The organism is Clostridium sp. UMB9555A, assembly GCF_030222355.1.
Classification (GTDB): Bacteria; Bacillota; Clostridia; order Clostridiales; family Clostridiaceae; genus Sarcina; species Sarcina perfringens.
Map to the genome: position 1 here is coordinate 45687 of NZ_JASORQ010000004.1, position 14007 is coordinate 59693.

The 14007-nt window shown below is 28.9% G+C and carries 11 protein-coding genes; 6 read left to right on the plus strand and 5 right to left on the minus strand.

What is annotated here, in order from left to right:
* The first annotated feature begins 211 nt into the window (after positions 1–211).
* The 4 genes from QP548_RS12190 (at position 212) to QP548_RS12205 (ending at position 6858) form a co-directional block, all read left to right on the plus strand.
* Entirely contained in the window at positions 212–550 is a 339-nt protein-coding gene (locus QP548_RS12190; RefSeq protein WP_003456718.1) for a zinc ribbon domain-containing protein YjdM, read from the plus strand.
* A gap of 351 nt (positions 551–901) precedes the next feature.
* Positions 902–3067 carry a YhgE/Pip domain-containing protein gene (locus QP548_RS12195; protein ID WP_061429343.1) on the plus strand — a complete coding sequence of 722 codons (2166 nt, stop codon included), beginning with the start codon at positions 902–904 and terminating at the stop codon, positions 3065–3067.
* 22 nt (positions 3068–3089) lie between these two features.
* Positions 3090–5246, plus strand: a complete 2157-nt coding sequence (locus tag QP548_RS12200) for a YhgE/Pip domain-containing protein (protein WP_061429342.1) — start codon at positions 3090–3092, stop codon at positions 5244–5246.
* A 127-nt stretch (positions 5247–5373) separates the two neighbouring features.
* Positions 5374–6858 carry an N-6 DNA methylase gene (locus tag QP548_RS12205; protein WP_061429341.1) on the plus strand — a complete coding sequence of 495 codons (1485 nt, stop codon included), beginning with the start codon at positions 5374–5376 and terminating at the stop codon, positions 6856–6858.
* A 1-nt stretch (position 6859) separates the two neighbouring features.
* Here the strand turns inward: QP548_RS12205 and msrA are convergent, their stop codons facing one another.
* Positions 6860–7333 (minus strand): peptide-methionine (S)-S-oxide reductase MsrA, encoded by a 474-nt coding sequence (gene msrA / locus QP548_RS12210; RefSeq protein WP_061429340.1) that lies wholly within the window; start codon positions 7331–7333, stop codon positions 6860–6862.
* Positions 7334–7384: 51 nt separating this feature from the next.
* Positions 7385–7972 carry a sugar O-acetyltransferase gene (locus tag QP548_RS12215; protein ID WP_081109971.1) on the minus strand — a complete coding sequence of 196 codons (588 nt, stop codon included), beginning with the start codon at positions 7970–7972 and terminating at the stop codon, positions 7385–7387.
* Between the two features lie 133 nt (positions 7973–8105).
* On the opposite strand from QP548_RS12215, the gene QP548_RS12220 reads away from it, so the two are divergent.
* A complete protein-coding gene (locus tag QP548_RS12220) occupies positions 8106–8894 on the plus strand; it encodes a staygreen family protein (protein ID WP_061429339.1) in 789 nt (262 codons plus the stop codon).
* Positions 8895–8932: 38 nt separating this feature from the next.
* Here QP548_RS12220 and QP548_RS12225 read toward each other — a convergent pair whose 3' ends face one another.
* Positions 8933–10282 carry a YjiH family protein gene (locus QP548_RS12225; RefSeq protein WP_061429338.1) on the minus strand — a complete coding sequence of 450 codons (1350 nt, stop codon included), beginning with the start codon at positions 10280–10282 and terminating at the stop codon, positions 8933–8935.
* Between the two features lie 304 nt (positions 10283–10586).
* Here QP548_RS12225 and hcp point away from each other — a divergent pair, with 304 nt between their 5' ends.
* Positions 10587–12236, plus strand: coding sequence for a hydroxylamine reductase (hcp, locus tag QP548_RS12230; protein ID WP_003456848.1), 1650 nt, complete (start codon positions 10587–10589; stop codon positions 12234–12236).
* 89 nt (positions 12237–12325) lie between these two features.
* On the opposite strand, the gene QP548_RS12235 is transcribed toward hcp, so the two are convergent.
* Positions 12326–12517 carry a hypothetical protein gene (locus QP548_RS12235; RefSeq protein WP_061429337.1) on the minus strand — a complete coding sequence of 64 codons (192 nt, stop codon included), beginning with the start codon at positions 12515–12517 and terminating at the stop codon, positions 12326–12328.
* Positions 12518–12609: 92 nt separating this feature from the next.
* Positions 12610–13902 (minus strand): NCS2 family permease, encoded by a 1293-nt coding sequence (locus tag QP548_RS12240; protein WP_061429336.1) that lies wholly within the window; start codon positions 13900–13902, stop codon positions 12610–12612.
* Positions 13903–14007 lie beyond the last annotated feature (105 nt).

Here is a 14007-nt window from a genome sequence, read left to right on the forward strand (position 1 = left end):
TAAGAATAAAAACTTTAAAATTTAGCAAATTATAATATATTCTATTATTAGTCAATATTTTAAAAGATTATAGCAATTTATCTTTAAAAAGCTTAAAATTTGTCATTATTATTAGACTATGATATTATATAAGCCTATAAGTAAATCCCTATATGTATAAATAAATATTTATACTAAGGAGAATTTAGTTAATGAACGGAGGATATGTATAATGGATAAATTACCAAATTGCCCTAAATGTAATTCAGAATACACTTATGAAGATGGAAGTCTTTTAGTTTGCCCAGAATGTGCTTATGAGTGGACTCCAGGAAGCGAAAATGCAGATGAGGATGTATTAGTAGTTAAAGACTCAAACGGAAATATACTTCAAGATGGAGATACTGTAACTATAATAAAAGACCTTAAAGTAAAAGGTGCTTCATCAGCTTTAAAAAAGGGTACAAAAGTTAAGAACATACGTCTAGTTGAAGGAGATCACAACATAGATTGTAAAATAGATGGATTTGGAGCTATGAGCTTAAAATCAGAATTCGTTAAAAAAATTTAATTAAACACCAAAAAGGAGCATATTAGTATGTTCCTTTTTATTTTGAAATTTAACTAATATAATTAGGTTTAATCCTATTTAAGCTTAAACAATTAATATTTAAGAAAAGGAATCAATTAATTAAATTGATATATAATAAGAACATAATGATTTAATAAATTAATTAATACAATGTAATTTGAAAACGATAAATTAAGAAAAATCTATAAAATGCTATTAAAAAGGTTTATTTGTAAACTAATTTTTGATACTATAGTAATTAAGAGTTTTTAAGTCTTTTTAAATTTATAATTTTAAGATAGGACATAGGGGGATGTGTTTATTTTAGCTTTATTAAATGGAGGTGTTTAAATGAAGTGGAGTAACATTTTAAAAGTGTTTAAGAGAGATATGAAAGCAATAATAAAAAATCCGATAGCACTTTTAATAATAGGTGGAATATGCTTTATACCATCACTTTACGCATGGGTAAATATAGCGGCATGTTGGGATCCTTATGAAAATACTAGCAGCGTTCCCATTGCTGTAGTAAATAATGATAAAGGGGCTTCATTCAATGGGAAAGAAATGAACATAGGTAATGAAGTTATTGATGAATTAAAGAATAATCATGCCATTGGGTGGAAATTTGTTGATACGAAACAAGCAGATAGGGGATTAATAGATGGTACCTATTATGCAATGATAGAAATTCCAGAAGATTTTTCTGAAGATTTAACTAGTGTTTTATCTGAAAATCCTACAAAGCCTGAAATAATATATAAGGTTAACACAAAAGCTAACCCTGTTGCAGGTAAAATAACAGGAGTTGCGCAAAGTACTCTTGTAAATCAAATAACATCAAATTTTATAACTACTGTCAATGAAACAGCATTTTCTTCATTAAATGATTTAGGATATGATGTAGACAAAAATAAAGATAATATTATTAAGTTAAAAAATTCTATAATAGCTATAGATAAAAATATGAGTTCTATTAAAAATATGCTTAACAATATAAATAGTAACTCATCAAATTTAAGCACATATTTAAAAGAAGTTCAAAGTACCATGCCATCGATAACAAGTGGTTTAAATAATATATCTCAGAATGCTGAGAATACTGGTAGTTTAATAAATACTTCTAAAGAATCTTTAAATAGTACCTTTGATAATATAAGGTTAAACTTAAGTGAATCACAAACATCATTAGATAAGGTACAAAGTAATTTAGATGAATTATCTTCAATAGCTAGTGATGCAAGCTCTGCTAAGATTAACGCACTAATAAGTAAATCTATTAATGAAATAGATAAAGTTGATAATAGTGTTACAGCTGTAATTAACTTTTTAGATGCTATTAATAAAAAAATCGCTAATGAAAAGATATCTAATATGATAACTTCATTAAAAAATATTCAAAATTCCTTAGCAGAAGAGAAAACTAAGCTTAATGATTTACAAAGCAAAGTTAATAGTGGTCAAAATGTAGATAAAGGACTTCTTAGTTCAATAAGTGATTTAACTAAGAAAATAGATGGGCAAGTAGATAATTCTTTAAATAGATTTGATAATGATACAAGACCGGCTTTAAATACAATTGCTGATGGACTTGTTACTGCTACTAAAGGTGCATCAGACTTATTAGGAAAAGCAAATGGTTTAGTTGATCAAATAAATAATTTATTAAGTACAGCTAATCAAGGATCTCAGCTTGCAAATTCAACATCAGAAAAATTAAAAAATAGTTTAGAAGAATTTTCAGGTGTTATAAGTGAATTAAGTTCAAAACTACAAGATGTTAGTGATGATGATCTTGGAAAAATAGTTGGAATACTACAAAGTAATCCAGAATTTATGGGAGATTTTATTGCAAATCCATTTAATATAGAAGTAGATGCAATATACAAAGTAGCCAACTATGGATCAGGAATGGCGCCAATATATTCAGTATTAGCATTATGGGTTGGTTCATTAATATTAATATCATTATTAAAAACTGAATCAGCTGAATTTGAAGGTAGTGAGAATATAAATTTAAGAGAAAGACATTTTGGAAAGATGTTAACTTTCGTAAGTTTAGGAATACTACAAGGGTTCATAGTAGCCTTTGGGGATAAGTTCCTTTTAGGAGTTCAAACAGTAAATACAGCATTATTAATTTTTGTATCAATGTTTGCTTCAGCTGTGTTCACTATAATTGTATTTACGCTTATGTCTGTCTTTGGAAACCTAGGTAAAGCCTTAGCTATTATACTTATGGTTTTACAATTAGCAGGTAGTGGTGGATCATATCCTATACAAGTAGATCCATTATTCTTTAGAATAATTCAACCAACTTTCCCATTTACTTATGCCATATCAGGGTATAGGGAAGCTATAGCAGGACCTTTAGTAAGCACTGTGATTTTAGATTTTGCTATTTTAACCATAATGGGATTGGTATTTATACTTCTAGGATATTTATTAAAAGGACCTTTAAATCCTAGGGTTAGAAAATTTGAAGACATGTTTGAAGAATCTGGAATAGCAGAATAGGCTGTATTTTAAGAGGTGAATTATGAAGAAAATTTTTAAAGTCTTTCGAAGAGATTTAAGAAATATAAGGAAAAATCCAGCGGCTTTAGCAATAGTCATTGGTTTATGTATAATACCATCTCTTTATGCTTGGATTAACATTAAGGCATGTTGGGACCCTTATGTTAATACAGGAAATTTACCAGTTGCCGTTGTCAATAATGACAAGGGCGCTGAGGTAAATGGTAAAGAGATAAATGTAGGTAAGGAAGTAATTGATGAACTTAAAAAGAATGATGCTATAGGATGGCAGTTTGTAGATACATGGCAAGGAAATTATGGATTAAATGAAGGTAAGTATTATGCAATGATTGAAATACCTTCAGATTTCTCAGAAGGATTAACAAGTTTAACTACAGGAAGTCCTCAAAAGCCGGATATAATTTATAAAGTAAATGAAAAATCTAATGCTATAGCAAACAAAATAACAAATGTTGCAAAAAATAAAGTTACAGATGAAATAAAATCTAACTTTGTTGATACTGTAAATAAAGAAGCTTTTGATATTTTAAATCAATTAGGTGGAAAGTTAGAAACTAATAAACCAGAAATATTAAAGGTGAGAGATACATTACAAAGTGCTAATAGTAGTTTAAAGGAAATCCAAGATTTTGTTCAAAAAGCTAATGGAGATTCAAAAAATTTAAGTAGTTATCTTTCTAGTGTAAGAAATGATTTACCAAAGGTAACAGATCAAATAAATAATTTACAAACTACTGTTGAAGCAAGTAAAAGTTTAATAAATTCAACACAACAAACAGTTAATGCTGTATCAAATAGTTTTAGCAGTGATGTTGTAACAATGCAATCAACAAACCAGGAATTACAAAGTTTACTTTCAAAGCTTAAAGAATTAAATAATTCTATGGATACAACTAAGATGGGTGAAACTGTAGATAAGTTAATAAAATTAACAGATTCATTAAATAAGATTATAGATAATAATGTTAAAGCTTTAGAAAAAATAAATTCAGTAATACCAAATAATAAAATAGGCAATTTAATAAATAAGTTAAATACTGCAAAAGATTTAGTATCTAAAGAAAGAGAACAATTAGCTTCTTTAAAAACAGCATTATCAAACAATGAAAGTAAGGAAAATATAGCTAATGCTATAGAGTCTGTTTCTACAATAAGTACTGAAACAAGCTCAGCTTTAATAAATGTTTCAAATACTTTTTATAATGATGGTGCACCAGCTTTAAATACTATTGGAAATTCATTAAAAGGTGGATTAGATACAGCAAACTCAGTATTAGAAACAACAAAGGTAGTTGTTCCACAGTTAAATGCTTTAACTACATTTGGTATAGCTAGTAGTGACGTGGCTAGTCAGCAAGCTGATCAAGTAACAAGTAAACTTACTGAGTTCCAAGATGCAATTAGTCAATTAATAGAAAAAACTTCAGGATTAACTGAAGAGAATTTAAATAACCTAATAGATTTAATGAGTAAGAATCCAGAAGAAATAGCATCATTTATATCATCTCCTATAACAGTAAAAGAGGAACAAGTTTATGATGCAGGAATATTTGGAGTAGGACTTACACCATTTTATACAACTTTAGCAATTTGGGTTGGTTCATTATTACTTACATCATTATTAACAGCAGAGTGTGAGGATTTTGAAGATGGAACAAAATTAAATCTTCTTCAAAAGCACTTTGGTAAAATGTTATTATTCTTGACTATATCATTAATTCAAACAGTAATAGTAGTTTTAGGGGATATATATATATTAGGCGTAAACCCTGCAAATATGCCATTGATGTTTGGATTTGCAATAGTTAGTTCTATTGTATTTACAGTAATGATATTTACCTTAGTATCACTATTTGGAAACATAGGTAAAGCAATAGCCATTGTTATAATGGTATTCCAAGTAGCAGGTGCTGGAGGAATTTATCCAATACAAACAAATCCAAAAATATTTGAGGTTCTACAACCTTTATGGCCATTTACTTATTCTATAGATGGATTTAGAGAAGCTATAGCTGGGCCAATATGGGATTCTGTATCTAAGGATATGAAAGCCTTAGGAATATTCTTATTAATATTCCTATTACTATGTATTCTTAAAAAGCCATTCCATAGAATTACTGAGTTTGTAGAGCATAAATTTAGAGAATCAGGATTATAAAATAAGAAAAGAGTAAAGACTAAGTCTTTACTCTTTTTGTTTTATAGGAGCTTCTTAAAATTATAATTAATAGAAATATGTGGTAAAATATAATGGGGAAATATTTCTTGTTAATGTGGGGTGTTTTATGGGAAGAAAAGAGAAAAACTTATATAAAGCAGTTGATATAAAGCATAAGGAGATTATTGATGTTAGAGAGATAGGATATTATGCTACACCTCCATTTGTTGCAAGATATATAGGAAAAAGAATTATAGATATAAATAGTAAGGGGGAAACTTTATTTGATCCATGTTGTGGAAAAGAGGAACTAACTGATTACTTTAGTGATTTAGGAGTTAAAACCATAGGGATGGATTTAATAAAATATAAAAACAATTATAGATGTGAGTTCAAGAAAGGCAATTTTATAAATTATTATTGCTCTCAAAAAAATAAAAAAACATGGGACTATGATTATTATATTGCAAATCCACCATATAATTGTCATGAAGTTAATTTTATAAAGGATAATAAGGAGATGCTTAGAAAATATTTCAATGAGGTTGGATTGCATAATATGTACAGCATGTTCATGTTTGCCATAATAGATAAAGCAAAAAATGGAGCTGTTATTGGATTAATTACTAATGATTCATTTTTTACAGCGAAAAATCATAAGAGGCTTAGGGATAAAATTATTAGGGAGTGTTCTATACATGAAATAACCATGTGTCCTAGAGGCCTTTTTCATAATCAAGGAGCAGATGTTAGGACAAGCATACTTATTTTAAGAAAGGGAAAAGAGTATCAAGAAAAGATAGTTGTAAATAATAGACCAAAGTCCATAGAAGAATTTAAAGAGTTATTAAATAGGATAAAAGATAATGATAAGGAAAAACTTTATAATATGCAAGAGATTGTATTACAAAATAAAAAGGATAATTTAGAGTTTTTAATAGAATGTCCTGAGGATATAAGAATTTTATTTAATAATATTAGACTTGGAGAAAAGTTTAAATGTGTAACAGGCATATCAACAGGTAATGATAAAGAGTTTTTATCTAAGGAAAAAAGCAATGAATTTACTATTCCTTTTTACAAAAATCCAGGAAAAGATAAGTTTTATACAGATAGAGTAATTTACCTACATAAAGATTTTTTGGAAATAGAAAAGATTAATAAAAATTTTAATGTTAGAAATAAAAATGCCCTTTATAAAAGTGGTATAACATGTTCATCTATGGGGGTTTCCTTTAATGCATGTATATTGCCTAAAAACTCCACCTTTGGAGTTAACCCTAATATAATATGTGAATCAGAACAGGTTTGGTGGTTACTAGCTTATTTAAATTCATCCCTAGTAACTTACCTTGTTAGGGGAGCATTAATAAGAAGCAACATGATAACTTCAGGATATGTATCTAGAATCCCACTTTTAAGATTTACTAAAGATGAAAAAGCTAGACTTTCTCATTTAGCTAAAAGGGCTTATAAGTTAAGAAAACAAAATTCTAGTATAGAAACTGAGTTATGCCATATAGACAATATTGTTAATCATGTTGCTAAAATTTCAAATGAGTCTAAAAATCTAATTTTTAATTTTAAAAAGTACTTAGTTGAAGTTACTTAGTTTAATCTAACTTTATGTGACAGTACCCATTAGGATTCTTTTTAAGATATTTTTGATGATATTCTTCAGCTTTATAATAGTTTTCTAAGGGTTTAACCTCTGTCACTATTTTCTTTGAATAAGACTTTTGAAGTTCTTCTTTACTATGTAAAATCTCTTGTAAATCTGAAGGATCTACATAGTAAATGCCAGTTCTATATTGGCTACCAACATCATTGCCTTGTTTATTTAATGATGTTGGATCTATTATTGTCCAAAACTTAGCTAATAATTCTTTAAGAAATATTATGTTTTCATCATAATTTACAAGACAGACTTCAGCAAAGTAAGTATTTTTAGTGCATATATCTTCATAAGTAGGATTTTCAGTACGCCCATTAGCATATCCAACTTCAGTGCTTATTACACCATTGATTCTAGAAAGAAATTCTTCTACACCCCAAAAACAACCACCTGCTAATACAATTTTTTTCATAATGAACCCTCCTTATAAATTTTAGCTTTCCTATTTATAAAATAATTATGATTATTTAGCCTCAACTTTTTTTATTATCTTTGCTGGATTTCCACCTACCACTACATTATCAGGCACATCCTTAGTTACAACTGCTCCGGAGGCTACCACGACATTATTTCCTATAGTTACACCTGGGTTTATTGTAGCATGTCCTCCAATCCAAACATTATTACCTATAGTTACAGGTTTACCAAATTCATAGTTTAGCCTTTCAATAGGATCAATTGGATGAGTAGCAGTATAAATATGAACCCCAGGAGCGAAAAAACAGTTTTCTCCTATGGTAATTTTACAAACATCAAGCATTACACAATCAAAATTTGCGTAAAAGTTATTACCAACTGATATGTTATAACCATAATCACATTTGAAGTTAGGTTCCATATAGATGCTTTCACCTGTTGAGCCTAAAAGTTCTTTTAATATATTACTTCTTTCTTTAAAAGTCTTATCAGCTTCCTCTTCATTATCAGGTAAGTTTAAGTTATTGAATTTTTGAAATAAAATTCTAGCTCTAATTCTACCTTTAGTTAATTCTGGATCAGCAGGGTTATAAGGCAGACCTGCTAACATTTTTTCTTTTTCTGTCATAGCCATAAAAAATCCTCCAATATTTATTCTCACACTTATTTTATCAGTAACATATATATATTTCATCAGATTAGTTATAGAAATAGTTAAAATTTCATATAATGAATAGCTAATATTTATATTTTTGAGGTGTTAAGTTATGTTTGATCCTAAAATGTTAAGCGTTGAATTTAGAAATGGAATTACAGATGAAAGACCAATAGAGGGAAGAAAGTACACATTAACTCATAATGATGATACTGGAGAGTTATTTCTTACAGTAGCTTTAGCATATGCTTATGACAAAATAAATTCATCAGCAAGAGATGAAGTATTTGGAGTTTGGAAAAGAGTAAACAATAGATTTATCTTAAAAATATACTTATATGTTGATGGAAATCAAGGAAGAGAAGAAGCAATAAAGAGAGACAGCATATTTAAAAAAGAGTTACCTTTAGCCCTAGCTGCCATAGCATATGGAGATAGAAAGTTTTTAGATAACAATGATGATTTGTTAAGCAGCAATATAATAGTTAGATTTATATCTGCTTACGAAGAGCTTAATAAGATTGAAAATTATGGAACACTTAAGGATTATAGTAATAATCGTATGGAAAATGTACAAAATAATAATAACAATATTTACATGGAAGAGAGTATTTTAAATGATAATGACCCTTTAGTAAATAACTTCATAACAACTTTATTAAATCCATATATTAAAGCTGAAGTAACAAAGTTATATAACAATGATATGTATTATTGTTTAAAAGATGTGGAAGTATTAGAGGTATTTAAGGCTAAGCAAGATAATGAATGTGAATTTAACTATAAGATTTATGTTGGAGTTAAGGTAGGAACTATGCAACCTGCATATAATAACCTTATAATTGAGTTTTTAGTAACTCCAAATGCGGTAAGCACTTTAAGTGTAAAAAATCCAAGATAAATAAAAAAGAGATTGTTTTAAACAATCTCTTTTACTTTTTAGAACAATAAGTGTGCTATAAGTGCTATAACTGGTAGAGTAACTAATGTTCTCATTAAGAATATCATAAATAATTCTTTTAAGTTTAGTGGTATTTTTGATCCTAAAATAACACTTCCAACTTCTGATAAGTATATAAGTTGAGTTACTGATACACAAGCAACTACAAATTTAGTCATATCACTAAGAATAGTTTTTGATGCTATAACTGATGGAAGGAACATATCTGCAAATCCAACTATAACAGTTTGAGAAGCAGCAGAAGCTTCAGGAATTCCTAAAATCTTAAATAAAGGAATGAAAGGAACGCCAAGCCATTGGAATACAGGAGTATATTCAGCTATCATAAGAGCTAATGTACCCATTGCCATAACTACAGGTAAAACTCCTATCCACATTTCAAGTACGTTTTTAATTCCATCAGCGAAGAATTTTTTTAAGCTACTTTCATTTTGGGCTTTTTCAACTGCCTTAAAAACTCCAAAAGTGAAAGGAGTAAATCCTTCAGGAACATCTTCTACATTTTTAGGTTCTGCATTGTTGAAATAAGAATCAGGTTTTTTGCTAAGAGGCCAAACTCTTGGAAGAATTATAGCGGCAACTATTCCAGCAAAAGTAACAGTTAAATAGAATGGAATAAACATATTCTCTAATCCAACCTGTGATAAAACAACAAAGCTAAAAGTTATTGAAACAACTGAGAACATTGTACTAACTATACAAGCTTCTCTCTCAGTATAAAATCCTTCTTCATATTGTTTTGAAGTAAGTAATACCCCAATAGTTCCATCACCTAGCCAAGAAGTCATACAGTCTATTGATGAACGTCCAGGTAGTTTAAATAATGGTCTCATTATCTTAGTTAGTAAGGCACCACAGAATTCTAATAAACCAAAGTTTAAAAGAAGTGGTAAGAATAATCCTGCAAAGAAGAATACTACTATAAGTGTTGGCAGTAGATCATTTAATATGAATGCCCCAGTTAAATCAGATTTTATTATTTCAGGTCCAAATCCAGTAAATGCTGATAGTATAAATAATCCACCTAAGATTCTTCCGATTGTCCAAATCCAATTAACATTTAATAATGAATTTAAAAAGTTATTTTCTATTATAAATTTTGGCTTAAATGCTTTAGTTATTATTGTTAATGAAGCAGCTATTACAACAACTATCATTGATAAAGTAGGTAAATAATCACCTATTAAATCCTTAAGTCTAGTTGTGAAAAAGGCTACTGGTATTGTTATATTTCCACCATCATTTATAGGAACCATAAATAAAATTACTCCTAATAAAGATGGAATTATAAACTTTAATAAATCAGACGATTTATATTTAGTTTTCAATTTTAGTCCCCCTTTTTAATAAACAAATCAATTAGTACAAAGCCTATTATACACAATAAAATGTATAAAATCAATGAAAAATTGCATAAAAATAATGAATAATGTATAAATATTCAATAAATTAAGTTTTATATACATAATTTTATAAAGTGAAATAAATTTATTAAATAGGTAACTTTAGTTACCGAGTTAATTAAAAACCATGTGTATAATCGTAGATGTAAGGTGACCGAGAGAGTTGCTAATAAAAAAGAATCTTAAAAGAATTTTACATATAAAAATAAAGAGCATGGAGGAATTTAAAATGAGTATGTTTTGTTTTCAATGTCAAGAAACAGCAGGATGCAAAGGCTGTACTGTAAGAGGAGTTTGTGGAAAAACTGAAGATGTAGCAAAAATACAAGACCTTTTAATTTTTGTTACTAAAGGATTAGCTACAGTAGCTAATGAAGGAAGAAAAGTAGGAATAATAGACAAAAAAGTAAACAGAATGATAATAGATAACTTATTTATTACTATTACTAATGCAAACTTTGACTTTAAAGCAATAGAAAAAAGAGTTAAAGATACTTTAGTAGCAAGAGAAGAACTAAAAGAAAGAGTACAAGCTAAGGGTGGAAATCCAATTGGATCAGATTTTAAAGGATGCGCAACTTGGACAGCTACAACTAGTGAGGAAATGATGGAAAAAGCTTCACAAGTAGGAGTTTTAGCTACAGAAAATGAGGATATAAGAAGCTTAAGAGAGCTTATTATGTATGGATTAAAAGGATTAGCAGCATACATGGAGCATGCTATGAATTTAGGACATGATAAAGAAGAAGTTCATGCATTTATGGCAGAAACTTTAGTTAAAATATTAGATGATTCATTAAGTGCAGATGAATTAACAGCTTTAGCATTAGAAACAGGAAAGTTCGGTGTTGATGGAATGGCATTATTAGATGAAGCTAATACTTCAACTTATGGTCATCCAGAAATAACAAAAGTTAATATAGGAGTTAGAAATAACCCAGGAATATTAATATCAGGACACGATTTAAAAGACTTAGAAATGTTATTAGAGCAAACAGAAGGAACTGGGGTAGATGTTTATACTCATGGTGAAATGTTACCAGGACACTACTATCCAAAATTCAAGAAATATACTCACTTTGCAGGAAACTATGGTAATGCATGGTGGTTACAAAATAAAGAATTTGCATCATTTAATGGACCAATATTAATGACAACAAACTGTATAACACCAGTTCAAGATTCATATAGAGGAAGAATATTTACAACAGGTGCTGTAGGATATGAAGGATGTACTCATATAACAGCTGATGAAAATGGACACAAAGATTTTTCACAAATAATAGAGTTAGCTAAGACTTGCCAAGCTCCAACAGAAATTGAAACAGGGGAGATCGTAGGTGGATTTGCTCATAATCAAGTACTTGCTTTAGCTGACCAAGTAGTTGATGCTGTTAAATCAGGTGCAATAAGAAGATTCTTCGTAATGGCTGGATGTGACGGAAGAGCTAAATCAAGAGATTACTATAGAGAATTTGCTGAAAAATTACCAAAGGACACTGTTATATTAACAGCTGGATGTGCTAAATATAAATATAATAAATTACCACTTGGAGATATTAATGGAATTCCAAGAGTTTTAGATGCAGGACAATGTAATGATTCATACTCATTAGTTGTAATAGCTTTAAAACTTGCTGAAGTATTTGGAACAGATAGTGTAAATGAATTACCAATAAGCTACAACATAGCATGGTATGAACAAAAAGCTGTAATAGTACTATTATCATTATTACACTTAGGAGTTAAAAACATTCACTTAGGACCAACATTACCAGCATTCTTATCACCAAACGTAGCTAAAGTTTTAGTTGAAAACTTTGGAATTGGTGGAATTACAAATGTAGAAGATGATATGAAAATGTTCTTAGGAGAATAATTCGATTTATAATTAAAAAATTATATTTAATACAATTTTAACTAACCATAACAATTAAAAAACCTAACATATTAATATGTTAGGTTTTTTTAATTTTCATTATTATTTCGGGACTGAAAATAAGCAAAGCTAGCAGCGTAAATATCTATGTTAGATCCTACAGCAATAAAGAAATCAGCTAAAATACTAAGTTGATCAACATTATATTTAAGAGAATAATCTTTTGCTATTATTACGCCAAGAATATTAAGCTGGTCAGGAGATAAATCAAAAAGTTCCATGGAATTAGCTCCTAAATTAATATATATATAACCAGTATATAAAAAAACTCTCTTATTGATATCAATAAGAGAGTTTAATTTATAGTTTAAAGCTATATTTGTGTAGCATGAAGTACAAAATATACTAAAAAGATTGCTGATATAACGTACATAGGGATAGACACATCTTTATACTTCTTTGTTGCTAACTTACAAATAGGATAAGCTATAAATCCAAAAGCAATACCATCAACTATACTAAATGTTAAAGGTATTATAGTTAAAGTAAGAAACGCTGGGAATGATTCAGTAAAGTCTTCAAAGTTTATTGAAACTATATTTTGAATCATTAATCCTCCGATTATTATTAAGACTGGAGCTATTGCTGAGTTTGGAATAAGTGATATAACTGGTATAAAGAAGATTGATATTAAAAATAAAAATCCTGCAAATATAGAAGTTAATCCTGTTTTACCACCAGCTGCTATTCCAGCACTACCTTCTACAGTTGAAACTGAAGGACTAGTACCACAAATACCACAAATTATAGTAGTAAAGGCAACAGCGTTAAGGGCTCTTTGTCTTTTACTTGGTTGTTTTAGCATACCATCAATTTGTCCATGAAGTAAACCAATGTTTTCAAATACTAGGACTAAAGTTAGAGAGAATGTTGCAATCCAAAATGAAATTGAAGCTATTCCACTAAAGTTAGCTGATAAGAAAACTTGTTTATATTCACTGAAATTAGGTAATGAGAATTGAAAACTTGATAAATCAACAATTCCAAATAACATTGATATAACTGTTCCAGATAAAATTCCTATTAAGAATGAACCAGGTACATCTTTTATAAATAAAACTAGCATTAGTATCATAGTGATAAAGAATACTATAACTTCCTTAGATGAAATATCACCTAATTTAACAAGCGTTGAAGCATCTCCTACTATTAATCCAGCTTTTTGTAATCCTAAGAAAGTAATAAAAATACCAATTCCAACTGTTATTGCTTCTTTTAATGAAGTTGGTATTGAGCTAGTTAACATATCTGCTAAAGGTGTAACCGCTACCACAATAAACAAAATACCAGCTACTATAACAGCTGCTAAGGCTTGTTGGAATGTAAGTCCCATAGTATTTACTATGGTGTAAGTAAATAGTGCATTAATACCCATACCAGGCATTATAATAAGAGGAGCATTACTCAAAAGTGCAACGAGTACACATCCAATTAATGATGCCAATACTGTAGCGATTATAAGTGGTTCCATAGGCATACCACCATCACTAAGTATGCTAGCATTTACTACAATTATATAAACTGCAGCAAAAAATGAGGTAAGACCAGCAAGTAATTCTGTTCTTATATTTGTTTCATGTTCTTTAAGTTTAAAAAAGTTTTTCATCCTTTCTCCTTTTCAAAAATATCTCCCTCACCCTCCCACATCAAGCGATGCAAATGTTATTATATCACATGTTAAACGTTTAATAAAGGCTTTTTAAATAAAGGT

Excerpts from the sequence above, each read along its gene's own strand:
- msrA (WP_061429340.1), bottom strand. The coding sequence starts at position 7,333 with ATGAAAAAAATTGTATTAGCAGGTGGTTGTTTTTGGGGTGTAGAAGAA.
- QP548_RS12235 (WP_061429337.1), bottom strand. The coding sequence starts at position 12,517 with ATGGAACTTTTTGATTTATCTCCTGACCAGCTTAATATTCTTGGCGTA.
- QP548_RS12190 (WP_003456718.1), top strand. The coding sequence starts at position 212 with ATGGATAAATTACCAAATTGCCCTAAATGTAATTCAGAATACACTTAT.
- hcp (WP_003456848.1), top strand. The coding sequence starts at position 10,587 with ATGAGTATGTTTTGTTTTCAATGTCAAGAAACAGCAGGATGCAAAGGC.
- QP548_RS12200 (WP_061429342.1), top strand. The coding sequence starts at position 3,090 with ATGAAGAAAATTTTTAAAGTCTTTCGAAGAGATTTAAGAAATATAAGG.
- QP548_RS12195 (WP_061429343.1), top strand. The coding sequence starts at position 902 with ATGAAGTGGAGTAACATTTTAAAAGTGTTTAAGAGAGATATGAAAGCA.
- QP548_RS12220 (WP_061429339.1), top strand. The coding sequence starts at position 8,106 with ATGTTTGATCCTAAAATGTTAAGCGTTGAATTTAGAAATGGAATTACA.
- QP548_RS12215 (WP_081109971.1), bottom strand. The coding sequence starts at position 7,972 with ATGGCTATGACAGAAAAAGAAAAAATGTTAGCAGGTCTGCCTTATAAC.
- QP548_RS12240 (WP_061429336.1), bottom strand. The coding sequence starts at position 13,902 with ATGAAAAACTTTTTTAAACTTAAAGAACATGAAACAAATATAAGAACA.
- QP548_RS12205 (WP_061429341.1), top strand. The coding sequence starts at position 5,374 with ATGGGAAGAAAAGAGAAAAACTTATATAAAGCAGTTGATATAAAGCAT.